Source organism: Bradyrhizobium guangxiense, assembly GCF_004114915.1.
GTDB classification, from domain to species: Bacteria; Pseudomonadota; Alphaproteobacteria; order Rhizobiales; family Xanthobacteraceae; genus Bradyrhizobium; species Bradyrhizobium guangxiense.
Genome location: NZ_CP022219.1, coordinates 2,866,783 through 2,880,746, shown reverse-complemented (window position 1 = coordinate 2,880,746; position 13,964 = coordinate 2,866,783). Strand labels below are relative to the sequence as shown.

Sequence of the window (13,964 nt, the reverse complement as noted above, 5' to 3'; positions counted from 1 at the left end):
ATTCACGCGTCAGCGTCGTGCCAATTCCCCGAGATAAGCACAGAACATGTCGGCCAGCCCGTCGGCATGACGCACGATCTCGGCCTCGCTGCGCGGCGTCTCCGAAAACCGCTTGCCGACCTCGCTCAGCGTCGTCTTGATCAGCTCCCCGGCAAGCACGCGCGTCGTATCGGAGGCCTTGGGCAGCGCTTCCTGCATAAACCCGGCGATGATCTGCTCGCCGGCGGCCCGCGCGTCCTGCGCCTCCGGCGCGTCGCGATAGAGCGGCGCGGCATCGCTGAGCGCGACGCGAATGGCGGCCTCCTCGCACTCGGAGCGGATGAAGGCATGGACCAGCGCGCGCAGCCGCGCCGGCGGCGGCTTCGCCCGGTCCGCGAGGATGTCACGCAAGAGCTGGCTGGTGCTCCGCCACTCGTCGCTCTGGAGACGAAACAGGATCGCCGCCTTGTTGGGAAAATATTGATAGAGCGATCCGACGCTCACCCCGGCCCGCTCCGCCACCCGCGCCGTGGTGAAACGTTGCGCGCCTTCCTTCGCCAGGACCTGAACAGCGGCATCGAGAATGGCCGCTACCAGGCCGGTCGAGCGGGCCTGTTGCGGCTGTTTTCGTGAGGAAACTGAGCGGCTTCGACGATCGGCCATGGCGCACCCGGCGAATGCGAATAGGAAATGCGACGAATTAGTCGTATTTCACGCCGCACGCAAGCACGCGTTTTTCGTCACCTCTGGAGACCTCGAATGACCAACCCAATCATCACGTCGCTTGCGCCGCTGCTGGAACGCCTGTTCGACGAGGCCGAGGCGGCAAGCGGTGCAACGCGAGCCGCCGTCGCCGATTTGTCCGATATGGACCGGGCTCGGATGATGCGGAGCAAGACCGATTACCGCGACCTCTACGGACGCCTGAAGGATGCGCCGCTCGCAGTCTCGCGCGAGACCGGAGCACTGCTCTACATGCTCGCGCGCAGCTCCGGCGCGAGGACGATCGTCGAATTCGGCACCTCGTTCGGCATCTCGACGCTGCACCTTGCAGCAGGCTTGCATGACAATGGCGGCGGCCGCCTCATCACCAGCGAGTTCGAGCCGTCCAAGGCGGCGCGAGCGCGGGAAAACCTCATCGCCGGTGGCTTGATCGATCTCGTCGAAATCCGTGAGGGTGATGCGCTGAAGACGCTCAGCGCCGATCTGCCCGATACGATCGATCTCGTGCTGCTCGATGGTGCCAAGGCGCTCTACCCGGATATCCTCGATCTGCTCGAAGGCCATCTCGGGCCGGGTGCGATCATCGTCGCCGACAATGCCGACGACAGCCCGGACTATCTGGCGCGCGTACGAAGGCCCGGCAGCGGCTACATGTCGACGCCCTTCGCCGACGACGTCGAACTCTCCGTGCGTATCAGCTGACGCCTGTCGAGCCGCGACGAAATCATGAAGCCCCCGCGCGATTCATCACGCGACGGCTTCATGCCGCGTCCCGCCAATGTCGCAGGCTCGTCACCGACATGTGATACCTAGTTCCAGCCAAAGCGAGGGCGCCGCGTAGTAAACATACCTACCGCGCGGTATCTTTCTTCCGAGCTGACCATGACCTCCACCTTCAATGCCTACGCGGCGCTTGCCCTCGCCATCATTCTCGAGGTCACGGCGTCGGCCTTCCTGCAGCAATCCGCTCAATTCACGCGCCCGTGGCCGACGCTGGCCATGGTGCTGTTCTACGTCGCCTCGTTCTATGCGCTGTCGGTGGCGATCCGCGTCATCCCCTTGAGCATCGCCTATGCGATCTGGGGCGGGGTCGGCATCATCCTGACCGCCACCGTCTCCTTCGTGCTGTTCCGCCAGATGCTGGATGCCGCGGCCTTCGTCGGCATTGCGCTGATCGTGTCAGGCGTCGTGATCATCAACCTGTTCTCGCAGACCACGGTGCACTGATGCCGGCGAGCGCCTACACCCGCGCCAAGCAGCCGGAGCAGGTCCGGCGCGCCCTGCTCAACCACGCCGCGGCCATCGCGATGGACCATGGCGTCGCCGGTGTCACCGTGCGGGCGGTCGCCGCTGCGGCCGGCGTCACCAAGGGCGGGCTGTTCCACCATTTCGGCAGCAAGCAGGCGCTGATCGAGGGCCTGTTTGCCGACCTCCTCGGCCGCGTCGATGCCGAGATCGACGCCGCCATCGAAGCTGACCCGAAGCCACGCGGCAGCTTCACGCGAGCCTATGTGAATGCCGTGTTCACCGGCAGAACCTTCGGCTTTGCGACACCATGGGCGGCGCTGAGCATGGTGGTCGTCACCGATCCGCCGCTGCGCCGGCTCTGGAACGAGTGGATCAAGGCGCGCCTGAAGCGTCATCGGTCGACGGACGGCACACCGGATCTGCAGATCGTGCGTCTCGCCGCCGACGGCGCCTGGCTTTCCTATGTCACGACCGGACAGACGCGCATGAGCGCCGAGCTACGCGCCGTGCACGCACGGTTGCTCGCACAGACCCATCGGCGCGGTTAGCGAAGAACCGGGCGGCCTATTGGCTCTGCGTCGGCTTGGGCGGGCGCGGTGCGGATCGCGCGGGCTTCTTGGCGGGCTTGGCCGCATCGCGCGGCGGCGGCTCGTCGACCGACTGCAGATAGGCGGCGAGCGCCTTGGCCGAGTCGGAGCTGGTGGCGTAATGGTCCTTCAGAAACCAGGACAGTGTCAGGCTGATGTGGCCCTTGGCGAGGCCGCGCGGACTGCGATGGCAGGTCGCACAGCCGTCCGCAAACAGCTTGGCAGGCGACTTGCCGGCATCGAGATTTTGCGCGGCCGCGACCGTCGCCGTCAGAACGGCGGCGGCTGCAAGACCAATCAAGGGCACGATCCGGTCGCGCCCCAGTCCCCACAGCGATGTCAAATGTCGTCCCCCAGAGCGTTTCCGAACGAAGTGGACAGCCGGTTCGCGGACAGAAAACGCGTCCAGATGTCGCGTTCCGCCCGTCGGTCACGCCGCCAACAGCTGATCGAATTCGGGCGGCGCGTAGGCCTTGCCGTCCTGGTCGGTGATGACGACCCGCCACCCTTCGCTCGCCCACACCTTCGCCTTCGCCACGATGACCAGCCGGCTCTCGCGGGCGAAACTATACTTCTCGTTGTCGCGTTCTGCGACCATCTTGTAGGCCAATTCGCGTCCCCTTGCGTCGCCCTGCACCCGGCCTCCTCGTGGCAGCGGGCTTTGGCGGCAATTCGCCGGGAGCATGGCAATTTGGTGCCGTCCGCTGGCATGGCGCCGCGTTCGGCTTCGCGCGTGCTCGTTAGGACGCAATTCCATCCGTCGCAGGCTTGCCCCGCGACGGCACGGGGCCGTCTTCATGTCGTGCTGGATCGGCCGCCGGGAGCCGGCCCGTGCATCTGCAACGGAGCCGATCCTCCCCTATCCGAGGCCCGCTAATGCACGCGGATGATGTGGGGGCGGCCGAGATCGATCAGCCCCTGCACCGCCGAGAGGCGGTCGTCGAGGGCCGCGATTGTGAGCAGCAGATTGTTGCGGCGTTCGTCGAGCATCCCCATCTCGGCGCCGGTGAGCTTTGCACTCCTCCGTTCCTTGTGGATGCTCTCGAGGGATTCGCGCAGTCCGGCGATCAGGCCGGCTAGCTGCTTGGCCTCCTTGGTCATCGACCGCTTCGCGACATTTTGGCGGCGCGTCTCCGCCTGGCTCTGTCTCATCGTCATCCTCCCGTGCCCCGCTGCCCCGAGTGGATGCCTGCATCTTTGGATACACATGTTACGATCGATGAAATCTGCCCGCGAAGAACCTCCATAAATTGTACGCGCCGGGAACCCGGTCCAATCCCGCAGAAAGCCCGGCGCGAGGGCCGGGCTTTCCTTGAGAATGTCAGTGCTTCTGGTGGCCGCCGGGACCGCCGGCCGGAGCACCACCGCCACGCGGCGCGGCATTGATTTGCGGAGCGCCGCCACCGCCGTGCGGCATTGCAGGCGCAGCGGCACGGGGCGCCGGCATCTGCGCATGGGCATTCATCGGCGAACCGTGGCTCACATTCGGCTGCGCGACATGCGGCATCGTGGGCCGCGCGGCGGGTGCGGCGGACACTCGCGGTGCTTCATGCGCGCGTGTCATCGGCTGGGCACGCACCGCAGCGCGACTCGCGGCCTGCTCGTGCATCATGCGCGCCTGCGCATCGCGCGGATTACGGCTCTGCACATTGGTCCTCTCATGCGCGATGCGCTCGCTTCGGCCGGCAAGCGTCCGGTCGGCGGCAACAGCAGCGTCGCGTCTTGTGATGGCAGCGTCGCGCTTTGCGATCGCGGCATCGGGCCGCGGGGTCGCGGCGCTACGTCCGGAGATCGCAGCGGCACCCTTGCCCCGCACTCCCTCCCGTTCCAAGGCAACCGCCGCATCGCGCGTCGCCGCGCGACCGATACGGGCTGCACGCGGGTCAATCGTCATTCGCGTCGCGATGCTCTGGTGCGAAGTCCAGTAACTATTCCAGTAGGCGTGGCGGTGGTACCAGGGACGTGCCGTATAATAGCTCGACCAGTACGAGGTCAGCACGAAGGGAACGACGGGCACATCGATCTCGTCGACATAGTCCGGCAGATAGACGTAGTGGTTGCGATAGAGGTATTCGAGATATTGCGACGATACCCAGCCGCGATCGTCGGAGAAGCTGACGTCGCACCAGGCATTACCGCGCAGGCAGCCGTGGATATTGACGCGGGCTCCCTCGGGGATGCGATCGACCAGGGGGAAGCCCACGCCCGGGCCGGCCCGCAAGCCGGTCGAGACCGTGACGATGCCCGGCGCGGCCAGTGCGGCCGTTGGCGCGAGCAGCAATGCGGCAAGCAAAACACTCTTGAATTTCATGGCATGTCCTCCTCTTTCGAGTCGGAACGCGCGAACGGAACGCCCGTTCCGTGCACGGGGGTGCCGTGGATCGAAAGATCGAAACGCAAGCCGCGCGCGGTTCGATATTCATCCGCCGTTCATCGGCACAACGCGTAAGCGGCGCTGCCGGACCGTCAATTGACCGGCAGCATGAATGCGTCGAAATACGCGGCGAGCCCGGCAAAGTCATCGAGCGGCAGCACGGTCGCGACATACTGGTCGGGCCGCACCACGACCATGCAGCCGGGCTTCCGATCGATGCCCCGCATTGCGAACACGTCATGGCCGCTCTTGAGGTCCGGACAGAACATCTTTTCGTAATCGAGAAAGCCATAACGGCCTTTGCTCGGCAGCAGCAGCGGCGGCATAGCCGCAATGTCGAGCTCGCGATGATCCTGTTGAAACACCGCACGCAGATCGATCACGCCGTCGATATCGGAGCCTGTTCGCGTGTATCGCCGGATCGGAGATTTCGTGGACTCCGCGAGAAAGTTGCACAAGACACGAATGGCCGATCCCGGCGTTGCGGGATTCTCCGCGGGCGAAAACGCGTAGATGCGGAAGCGACCGTCAGCCTGTGCGGCATGACCGAGATGGACCGGCTTTGCGTCCGCCAGCCGGATCACCGGAGCGGAGTGGAAGCGCTTGCCGATGACGAGGCCCTGCGCGAGGTGCTGATGCGATGTCGCGCCGGTGAGGGCTGACGGCCCGTAATGCGTCGCCGTGCCCGCGGTGTAGCGGCCGTGCCGGACGAAATAGTCCTGCGTCCTGGCGGCATCGGCGCCGCCGGCCTTGGCGGCGGAGGCGAGAATTCCCGCCCATTCGCGGTCGAAATCGATCAGCTCTTTCGCGACCGCCTGGCGCTCCGCCGAATAGGAATGCAGCAGCTGTGGGGCGCACTGCTTCCGCAGCACCGCGGCGAGCTTCCAGCCAAGATTGAAGGCGTCCTGCATCGAGACGTTCATGCCCTGCCCCGCCTTTGGGCTGTGGGTGTGGCAGGCATCGCCGGCGATGAAGATGCGCGGCAGGCGCGTTGCGACCGCAGTCTCCGGCACATCATCGAATTTGTCGGTGAGACGCTGGCCGATCTCGTAGACCGACCACCAGGCGATCTCCTTCACCTCGAGCGTATGCGGCTTCAGAATCCGCTGCGCTTTCGTGATCACGTCGTCGGCGGTGATGTTGCGGTTGGCAACGCGCTCGCCGACCTCGAGCTTGGCGAGCTCGACATAGATGCGGACCATGTAGCCGCCTTCGCGCGGAATGATCAGCAGGCTGCCGTCCTTCGCCGATTGGATCAGCGACTTGAATCGGATGTCCGGAAAATTCGTCACCGCCAGCACGTCCATCACGCCCCAGGCGTGATTGGCGGAATCGCCGTGCAGCTCGCGCCCGATCGACTTGCGCACCGTGCTGCGCGCGCCATCGCAGCCGACCACGTAGCGCGCCTTGACCACCTCGACCTTGCCCTCGTTGGCGGCGTCGACGCGTTCGAGCCGCACGGTCACGGCATGGTCGGCGGGCCCTGCGGCCGGATCGACCTCGAGGTCGACCAGGCGCCGGCTGTAATGGGGTTCGAGCTTGGCCGGCGATTTGCGCATGATGTCGAGAAAACCGTCATGGATGCGCGCCTGGTTGAGGATGACGTGCGGGAATTCCGACAGCCCGTCCTCGACGTCCTGCACCCGGCCGCTGCGGATGATGGTCTCGGGCTGCCGCTCGTCCGGCTTCCAGAACGTCGTCTCGTTGACCCAATAGGCCTCCTTCAGCACGCGCTCGCTGAAGCCATAGGCATGAAACATCTCCATCGTGCGGCAGGCGATGCCGTCGGCCTGCCCCACCAGCAGGCGGTCCGCCTTCTGCTCGACGATGCAGGTCTTAATATCGGGGAATTGCGCGAGTTGAGCCGCTAGCGTCAGGCCCGCAGGGCCGCAGCCGACGATGAGGACATCGACCTCGTCGGGCACGGCACCCATGGCGCCCGAGGCCTGAACGCGCTCGGCAGGGTCGGCAATCTCAGGATCGCCCGGCTGGAATCCATTGAGGTGGAATTGCATGAGCCTCTCTCCCGCCTGATGTTGTCTTGGATCTTGTCTTGGATATTGCTCAGTATGCTGACTATCAGTATACTTGTCAACGATCCGCCCCCTCCCTGTCGCAGACGGAGAATTCGGTGAAAGACAACAACGATATGCCCGGACATCTGGCGCGCCGATTCCAGCAGATCGCGGTCGCGGTGTTCCTGGCTGAGGTCGGCGATGCCGGCTTCGACCTCACGCCGGTGCAATACGCCGCGCTCGCGACCATCAAGGCCAATCCGGGGCTCGACCAGGTGACGCTCGCGGGATTGATCGCCTATGACCGCACCACCATCACCGGCGTGGTCGATCGCCTGGTGCAGAAGGGTCTTGCCGAGCGCCGCGCCTCCAGTCGCGACCGCCGCGCCCGCGAGCTCGAGATCACCGACGAGGGCAGGCGCACGCTGCGCAAGATCACCCCGGCGGTGGAATCGGCCCAGCGCGTCATGCTGCGCGGCCTCAGCGCGAAGGAAGGCGAGGAGTTGATGCGGCTTCTGCGCAAGGCGATTGCCGCCGGCAACGATCTGAGCCGCGCGCCATTGCGCAACATCTCGGCATGATCCAGTATTTTTATCCGCAATTGTCGCAGCGCGACGAAACCTGGAACTAACCTTCGGCTGCTAGGGTCGGCAACATTCTGCGCTTAACGCGCGATTAACTTTGCGGTTCAGGGGTTTCGGATGTTCAGGTTTCTCATCGCGGCCGCGGCCATTGCGCTCTCGACCGCTCCTGCGCTCGCAAACGGACATGGCGGCGGCGATGCCCCTCCTCCGCCCAAGCCCGAGGCGACCACCGCGCCGGCGAAGGTGGTTCTGACCAAGCAGGGCCCCAAGCTCGTCGACCTCAAGGGCATGACGCTCTATTATTACGAGCGCGACACCACCGGAAAGACATCGAACTGCAACGGCAAGTGCACCGAGAGCTGGGTGCCGCTGCCCGCAACCGCCGACGCCAAGGCCGTCGGCGACTTCACCGTGATCAGCCGCAACGACGGCAGCAAGATGTGGGCATACCGCTATCGCCCGCTCTACACCTCACCCGCCGACAAGGCCCCAGGCGATGCCAATGGCAACGCTACGACACTGCAATGGCGGATCGCTCGACCTGAGAACTAACGGCGAGATCGGCTCGCGCGTGAGCGGCCAGCGCACGCGAGTTACCTCAACCTCGCCAGCGTGCGCCTGCCTCGGCCTGCGCGCTCTGTCCGGGCGGCAGCACCACGACCGTCGAATTGAGCTTCACCCGGTCGTACAGATCGATCACGTCCTCGTTGCGCATCCGGATGCAGCCGGACGAGATCGCCTGCCCGATATATTCAGGCTGGTTGGTGCCGTGGATGCGGTAGAGCGTGTCCTTGTTGCCGACATAGAGATAGATGCCCCGCGCACCCAGCGGATTGGCCGGACCGCCGGGAACGCGCGCCGGATACGGTCCGAGCCGCGCCTGGATATCGGCTGTCGGAACCCAGTCCGGCCATTCCGCGAGGCGGCCCACCCGCGCAACGCCGGAGAACGCCATGGCTTCCTCACCGACCGCAACGCCGTAGCGGATCGCCTTGCCGTCAGGCAGCACGTAATAAAGGTAGCGCGCGTCAGTATCGACGAGGATGGTACCCGGCTGCTCCTTGCGGCGGTAATCGACGATGTGACGGAGATATTGCTCGGGCACGTTGGCCTGCGCGTAAGGCGTATGCGCGAGCAACTGCCGGTCGCGCGGCGTCATGCTCGCGTCCGTCGACGGTGAAAGCGTCGTCTGCATGCAGCCGCCCAGCGGCAGCAAGGCAGCAGCGAATAAAGCGATCAGAAATCTTGGCACCGCCGGCCCCCGATAGCGGATAGCAGCGCCCCCAGCATCCCCAGATGCTGCCAAAATCGTGCTGAAAACAAGGCAGCTGGGAACACGTGCGCGTGTTCGACAAATTGGGTTCCATCACCACAAACGGCGGAAGAGCGTCGCATCATCTCCATCCCCTCGCCTTGCTTTGGTCAAACCCGGCTGGACTCGTGCATCATCGGGCCGAGGTCATCAGATTTGGGCCTGCCTCAACAGACCGGCTCGCGCCAATGCGGGCGACGAGTACTCAACACCTGGGCTTCAGACACCCGGGCTTCAAAGGAGCTGCGATGCTCGCGACGCTGAACCCCAAGCAAATCGTCGATGAGATCGTGAAGGACACGGTCAAGGACAACGATCCGCACGACGCGATTCAGATTTCGCCCGACATTGTGCTGGCCTCGCGCCCAATCAGCGTTGCGCCGGCGTTGGCGCCCGACATGGCGAGCCGTCCGGAGCCGAAATTCGCCCCGCCGCCCAAGATCTCGCTGGAGTCCAAACTCTCCGTGGAGCCCAAGTTCAGCCCTGTTTTGGAGCCGCAAGCGCCAGCACCGCCCTCGGTCGACACGGCCGTACGCGTCGCGGCGAGCGATGATCATGGCCGGCAGAAGCGATCGTCCGTGGGCAAATGGCTGCGCGGTGCGTTCGTCACGTTTCTGTTTGCGGGAGCAAGCGCAGCCGCCACCATCGCCTGGGAGCGGCACGGCGATACGGCCAAAGAGATGCTCGCCGGATGGACCCCTGCATTGGCGTCGCTGACGTCGCTACTGCCTTCCACGTCGCAGACCGCGCCGGTCGCCCCCGCAGAGGCCGCAGCGCCGGCGGAGCAAGCTGCGGCGCCCGCAGCGCAAGCGGCAACCGATCAAGCCGCCGATCAATCGGCCGCGCCGCCTGCAGCGCAGGTTGCAACAGCCGTGCCCGCGGCGACACCATCCGATGCGGCGCAGTCGGTGCAATCGATGACGCGCGACCTCGCGGCGATGGCGCAGCAGATCGAGCAGCTCAAGGTCAACATCGCCGAGTTGAAGGCCGGACAGGAGCAGATGGCGCGCGAGATGGCGAAGCCGCCTGCGCTCAAACCGGTGGCCGACGCCAAGCCTGTCGATCCGCGCGCACGCGCTGCTGCGGTCACGCCGCGAGCTCCGTCGCCGCCGCCGGTTCGCAAACCGAAACCGGTCGTGTCGCACACTTACATGCCGGCTTATTCCCCCCCGCCGCTCGCGCCTCCTCCGCCGTCGTCGCAGGCAACCGCGGCGCCGCCGCCAGCGGTCGCACCGGTGACCACGACCCAGGCCGTCGCCGATGACGACGGACCGGTAGTGCGTCCGCCGATGCCGCTGCGCTAGACCAGGACCTACGGCGTCGCGTACGCTGTCCGAGTCGATGTGATACGTTGAGTCCGGGCAATTACGGGAAGCGATGCCACGAGCGTCTTCCAAGAGAAAAGGCCGTCGGGATCTATGCCGCCGGCCTTCTCTTGCAGCTGCCGGTTCCCGGAGCCCGGTTCTGCTGCAATTCCATGCCTTATGATCACGCCGACATGTTTAATTAAATGTTAACGCAGTCACACACTGCACATCATTTCTGCGCCATAAGCACAGAGATTGCGCGGCCCGTTCATTCGGTAGATATCGACTCAGTGGTAGCATCCCGGGATGCGTTTGAGCCTTCCACCGAAGCTCAGCACGTCACATCGGGGAATTCGGATGCCTTACTACTCCTTCGATCTTGTGGTTGGTGAAGAGTTCAGAAACCAGGGCGGAATCATTCTCGAAGACATCGAGGTCGCCTCGGATCGTGCCGATCAACTGGCGACCGAGCTGTCGCTGGTCAAGCCGGAGCTGCAGCAGAAGGGTTGCGCGGTGCGCGTCACCGATCGCGATCACAATGAGCTCTATCGCACGCCGCTTGATCCAGTGCCGGCCTGGCGACGCTGACTAGAGCGTTTTCGAGCGAAGTGGACACCGGTTCGCGTGAAGAAAACGCGTTAAAAACTAGAGCTTCGGTTCTGATTCAATCAGAACCGAGAATGCTCTAGTCGTCGAGCGCCGGCGGCTCGAACCAGTTCGTCAGTGACAATCCGCCGTCGACGACGAAGGAAGCGCCGGTGACGTAACCGGACAGCTTGTTCGACAGCACCGTGAGCGCCATCGGTGCGAGGTCGTTGGCCTCGCCGAGTCGCCCGAGCGGAATGTGCCGCGCCAGCGCGGGATCCGCAACGAACCCGCCCGCTGCGATCGCACCGGGCACCAGCGCGTTGATGCGGATGCCGTAGCGGCCAAACGTCTTTGCTAGCTCTTTCACCAGCATCGCCATCGCCGCCTTCGCCGTCGAATAGTGCGGCAGATTGCGCGGCGTGCCGGCATGCAGCGAGGTGAGAAACAGGAACGAGCCCGGCCGCTTCGCCGCAATCAGCTGCTTTGCGAGTTCGCGCGCCAGGTGAAAACCGGCGTCGAGATTGACGGCATGCATCTCTTGCCAGATCCTGCGCTCGACCGCGAGCGCATGATCGGCCTCCCGCCGCGGCGGCGATGCGCTGTGTACGAAATGCGTGATCCCGCCCAGCGCCGCGTTCGCGGCAGCGAGCAACGCGTCGCACGCGCCGAGATCGGCGAGATCGCCGACCCAGGGCACTGCCAATTCAGGCTTCTCGCTGGCGCCGATCGCGGCCGTCACCCGCGCGGCGTTCACATCGGCGAACACGGTGCGGACGCCCTCGCCGACCAAGGCTTGCGCGATGGCGCGGCCGATGCCGTTGCCGGCGCCGGTGACCAGTGCTGTGTCACGGGCAGGATCGAACGGCGTGCTGAACAGGCTCATGTCGTTCTCCGAGGCTGGGTTGGTATTCACGATAGCGCACCGCAGCAAGAAGCGACAAATTCACACCGGGCACCATTGCGGAGCAACCCGCTGGACGCTAGCCTTCCAAAAAAACGAGGAGATACCAAGGATGCGCTACGGTTTCCTAATGGCCGGCCTGTTGTTGATCGCGGCTCCAGCCCAAGCCGAGGACCATCCCCGCTCAACCTATGTGACCCTGGTCTTGCAGGCCTTCGCCGCCAAGGTCGAATGCCCGGGCACGGATGTCGTCTACCAGGACCTCGTGCAGAAGGCGCAGCAGTTGCACCTGCCCGACGGCACCACCGAGAAAGTGCGCAAGGCGATCGCCTGGATGCACACCGGCGGCAAGATGGGCGAGAAGCAGGACGACGATCTGATGGCCGAGGTCGCGGTGGCCACCCAGGCGACCGATCTCAACCAACGCCGCCTCGGCATGTCCAGCTGGTGCGAGGCCCAGAAAACCAACCTCGCCGGGCTGATCCGCAGCAAGGGCGGCTAGCAAGCCGGCTCGCGCGTCATTAAGCACGCCGCCGGGAACCGCAAGGCCGGCCAACAATCGTCACATTCCTCGCCAGCATGCGGGCTTTTTCGAAGAGGAGAAGCTCCATGCGGATTGCTTGTTTCGTTTTCGGCACCGTGCTTGCCGCCAGCACGCTGCTGGCTGCCCCGGCCGGGGCGAAGAACTCCGAGACTCAGAAGGGCGACGGCAAGTCGACCTCGCCGTCGTGTAGCGCCTATCAACAGGCACCGGACGGATCGTGGGAACAACTCCCCTGCAAGGAGACGGGCGAGCGCAGCCAGCCGCAAACGCAGCACAAGTCCGGCGCGCAAGGTGCCGATCAAGGCGGGCGCTGAGCCCGCCGCGCGATTACCGCACGTCTCAGCTCTGGTGCGGCCCCCGGATGATCTTCATGGCGTCGGCAATGTGGCGCCACTCCCGTGCCTCGTCGGCCTCACCGCGGCCCTCGCAGGCCTGGGCCTGCTCGGCGGCCTTCGCGATCGCAGCAAAGCCGTGCTGCTCGAGCATCTGCCGCGCAACGGTATGGACCTGGACCTCGGACATCATGAGCGCTCTCCCGGTTGATGGAACCGCGGTGCAGCGCGCGGCTGGTCCCGCGGGTTGTTCACAACGATCTCGCTGTGGGTCCCGTTCCGTTTCGCCCAACGACAAAGGCGGCCCGCTATGCCCAGCGGACCGCCTTTTCACCCACCCCAAACTGGAAGCCGTCAGCCGCGCCCTCTACGCGACTGCCACTTTCTTGCGCTCGAAATCGTTGGGCACTTCGATATCGACCTCCAGGGTCGACACGTCGTCGCCGCGTTCAAGCCGGACGATGACCTTGGTCGGATCCAGCGTCACATGCTTGGAGACCACGGCAAGGATTTCCTCACGCAGCACACCGAGCAGATCGGGCTGGCCACGCATTCCGCGTTCATGGGCAAGCAGGATCTGCAGCCGTTCGCGAGCGACGGGTGCCGACGCCTTGTTGCCGCGGAGAAGCCGGAGCAGACCCATGCTCATGCCGCCCTCCGTCGCAGCAGGCGATCCATGAAGCCCTTGCGCTCGGTCGGCACCTGCATCGGCACGGTGTCGCCGCACAGACGGCGCGCCGCGTCGATATAGGCCCGCGCCGGTGCGCCGTCCGCGTTCGACAGCGTCACGGGTGTACCGACGTTCGAGGCGCGCAGCACGTCCTGGCTCTCGGGGATGATGCCGAGCAAGGGCGTTGCGAGGATCTCGAGGATGTCGTCGATCGTCAGCATCTCGCCGCGCGCGGCGCGGGAGGGATCGTAGCGCGTGATCAGGATGTGCTTCTCGACGCGCTCGCCCTTCTCGGCCCGCACGGTCTTGGAATCGAGCATGCCGATGATGCGGTCGGAATCGCGCACCGAGGAGACTTCCGGATTGGTCACGATCACGGCCTCGTCGGCGAAGCGCATCGCCATGGAGGCACCGCGCTCGATGCCGGCCGGGCTGTCGCAGATCACCCAGTCGAAGCGGCTGCGCAGCTCGTCGATGACCTTGCCGACGCCCTCTTCCGTCAGCGCGTCCTTGTCGCGGGTCTGCGAGGCCGGCAGCAACCAGAGGTTCTCCAGCCGCTTGTCGCGGATCAGGGCCTGCGGCAGCTTTGCCACGCCCTGCACCACGTTGATGAGGTCGAACACGACGCGGCGCTCGGCGCCCATCACGAGGTCGAGGTTGCGCAGGCCGACATCGAAGTCGACGACGACGACCTTGTCGCCGCGCTGCGCCAGCGCGGCCCCCAGCGCGGCGGTGGTCGTGGTCTTGCCGACCCCGCCCTTGCCTGATGTCACGACCAGTACTTTGGCCATTTCTGAAAT

At 65.1% G+C, this 13,964-nt stretch carries 20 protein-coding genes; 9 read left to right on the top strand and 11 right to left on the bottom strand.

The window, feature by feature from the left end; genetic code table 11:
- Positions 1-9: 9 nt before the first annotated feature.
- Entirely contained in the window at positions 10-642 is a 633-nt protein-coding gene (locus X268_RS13555) for a TetR/AcrR family transcriptional regulator (RefSeq protein WP_128925420.1), read from the bottom strand.
- A 96-nt stretch (positions 643-738) separates the two neighbouring features.
- On the opposite strand from X268_RS13555, the gene X268_RS13550 reads away from it, so the two are divergent.
- From X268_RS13550 to X268_RS13540, 3 genes are all read left to right on the top strand, one after another.
- Complete coding sequence (locus tag X268_RS13550; protein ID WP_128925419.1) at positions 739-1,404, top strand: O-methyltransferase; 666 nt, start codon at positions 739-741, stop codon at positions 1,402-1,404.
- A gap of 180 nt (positions 1,405-1,584) precedes the next feature.
- A complete protein-coding gene (locus X268_RS13545; RefSeq protein WP_128925418.1) occupies positions 1,585-1,929 on the top strand; it encodes a DMT family transporter in 345 nt (114 codons plus the stop codon).
- Positions 1,929-2,498 carry a TetR/AcrR family transcriptional regulator gene (locus X268_RS13540; RefSeq protein WP_128925417.1) on the top strand — a complete coding sequence of 190 codons (570 nt, stop codon included), beginning with the start codon at positions 1,929-1,931 and terminating at the stop codon, positions 2,496-2,498. Before X268_RS13545 ends, X268_RS13540 begins: the two co-directional genes overlap by 1 nt.
- Positions 2,499-2,514: 16 nt before the next feature.
- Here the strand turns inward: X268_RS13540 and X268_RS13535 are convergent, their stop codons facing one another.
- From X268_RS13535 to X268_RS13515, 5 genes are all read right to left on the bottom strand, one after another.
- Complete coding sequence (locus tag X268_RS13535; RefSeq protein ID WP_128929249.1) at positions 2,515-2,835, bottom strand: hypothetical protein; 321 nt, start codon at positions 2,833-2,835, stop codon at positions 2,515-2,517.
- 132 nt (positions 2,836-2,967) lie between these two features.
- On the bottom strand, positions 2,968-3,174 hold the full coding sequence (locus tag X268_RS13530; RefSeq protein ID WP_164937708.1) for a hypothetical protein: 207 nt from the start codon (positions 3,172-3,174) through the stop codon (positions 2,968-2,970).
- Between the two features lie 236 nt (positions 3,175-3,410).
- A complete protein-coding gene (locus X268_RS13525) occupies positions 3,411-3,689 on the bottom strand; it encodes a hypothetical protein (protein WP_164937707.1) in 279 nt (92 codons plus the stop codon).
- Between the two features lie 169 nt (positions 3,690-3,858).
- Complete coding sequence (locus tag X268_RS13520) at positions 3,859-4,848, bottom strand: SH3 domain-containing protein (protein WP_128925414.1); 990 nt, start codon at positions 4,846-4,848, stop codon at positions 3,859-3,861.
- Positions 4,849-5,003: 155 nt separating this feature from the next.
- Positions 5,004-6,926 (bottom strand): FAD-binding monooxygenase, encoded by a 1,923-nt coding sequence (locus tag X268_RS13515; protein ID WP_128925413.1) that lies wholly within the window; start codon positions 6,924-6,926, stop codon positions 5,004-5,006.
- Positions 6,927-7,042: 116 nt separating this feature from the next.
- On the opposite strand from X268_RS13515, the gene X268_RS13510 reads away from it, so the two are divergent.
- Positions 7,043-7,507, top strand: coding sequence for a MarR family winged helix-turn-helix transcriptional regulator (locus X268_RS13510; RefSeq protein ID WP_128925412.1), 465 nt, complete (start codon positions 7,043-7,045; stop codon positions 7,505-7,507).
- A gap of 120 nt (positions 7,508-7,627) precedes the next feature.
- Complete coding sequence (locus X268_RS13505) at positions 7,628-8,062, top strand: COG4315 family predicted lipoprotein (protein ID WP_128925411.1); 435 nt, start codon at positions 7,628-7,630, stop codon at positions 8,060-8,062.
- 46 nt (positions 8,063-8,108) lie between these two features.
- On the opposite strand, the gene X268_RS13500 is transcribed toward X268_RS13505, so the two are convergent.
- On the bottom strand, positions 8,109-8,705 hold the full coding sequence (locus X268_RS13500) for a L,D-transpeptidase (protein ID WP_430648349.1): 597 nt from the start codon (positions 8,703-8,705) through the stop codon (positions 8,109-8,111).
- 143 nt (positions 8,706-8,848) lie between these two features.
- Here X268_RS13500 and X268_RS13495 point away from each other — a divergent pair, with 143 nt between their 5' ends.
- Positions 8,849-10,126 carry a hypothetical protein gene (locus X268_RS13495; RefSeq protein WP_430648348.1) on the top strand — a complete coding sequence of 426 codons (1,278 nt, stop codon included), beginning with the start codon at positions 8,849-8,851 and terminating at the stop codon, positions 10,124-10,126.
- A gap of 360 nt (positions 10,127-10,486) precedes the next feature.
- Positions 10,487-10,717 carry a DUF6894 family protein gene (locus tag X268_RS13490; protein WP_128925409.1) on the top strand — a complete coding sequence of 77 codons (231 nt, stop codon included), beginning with the start codon at positions 10,487-10,489 and terminating at the stop codon, positions 10,715-10,717.
- Positions 10,718-10,814: 97 nt separating this feature from the next.
- On the opposite strand, the gene X268_RS13485 is transcribed toward X268_RS13490, so the two are convergent.
- Positions 10,815-11,600, bottom strand: coding sequence for an SDR family NAD(P)-dependent oxidoreductase (locus X268_RS13485; protein ID WP_128925408.1), 786 nt, complete (start codon positions 11,598-11,600; stop codon positions 10,815-10,817).
- A 130-nt stretch (positions 11,601-11,730) separates the two neighbouring features.
- On the opposite strand from X268_RS13485, the gene X268_RS13480 reads away from it, so the two are divergent.
- Together X268_RS13480 and X268_RS13475 are read left to right on the top strand one after the other, a co-directional pair.
- The gene (locus X268_RS13480; protein WP_128925407.1) at positions 11,731-12,120 is read left to right on the top strand and encodes a hypothetical protein; all 390 of its coding nucleotides are present in this window, start codon (positions 11,731-11,733) and stop codon (positions 12,118-12,120) included.
- A 107-nt stretch (positions 12,121-12,227) separates the two neighbouring features.
- On the top strand, positions 12,228-12,476 hold the full coding sequence (locus X268_RS13475; RefSeq protein ID WP_128925406.1) for a hypothetical protein: 249 nt from the start codon (positions 12,228-12,230) through the stop codon (positions 12,474-12,476).
- 25 nt (positions 12,477-12,501) lie between these two features.
- On the opposite strand, the gene X268_RS13470 is transcribed toward X268_RS13475, so the two are convergent.
- The 3 genes from X268_RS13470 to minD form a co-directional block, all read right to left on the bottom strand.
- Complete coding sequence (locus X268_RS13470; protein ID WP_128920679.1) at positions 12,502-12,687, bottom strand: hypothetical protein; 186 nt, start codon at positions 12,685-12,687, stop codon at positions 12,502-12,504.
- Positions 12,688-12,861: 174 nt separating this feature from the next.
- Positions 12,862-13,143, bottom strand: a complete 282-nt coding sequence (minE, locus tag X268_RS13465) for a cell division topological specificity factor MinE (RefSeq protein ID WP_128925405.1) — start codon at positions 13,141-13,143, stop codon at positions 12,862-12,864.
- On the bottom strand, positions 13,140-13,955 hold the full coding sequence (gene minD, locus X268_RS13460; protein WP_128925404.1) for a septum site-determining protein MinD: 816 nt from the start codon (positions 13,953-13,955) through the stop codon (positions 13,140-13,142). Before minD ends, minE begins: the two co-directional genes overlap by 4 nt.
- Positions 13,956-13,964: the final 9 nt, after the last annotated feature.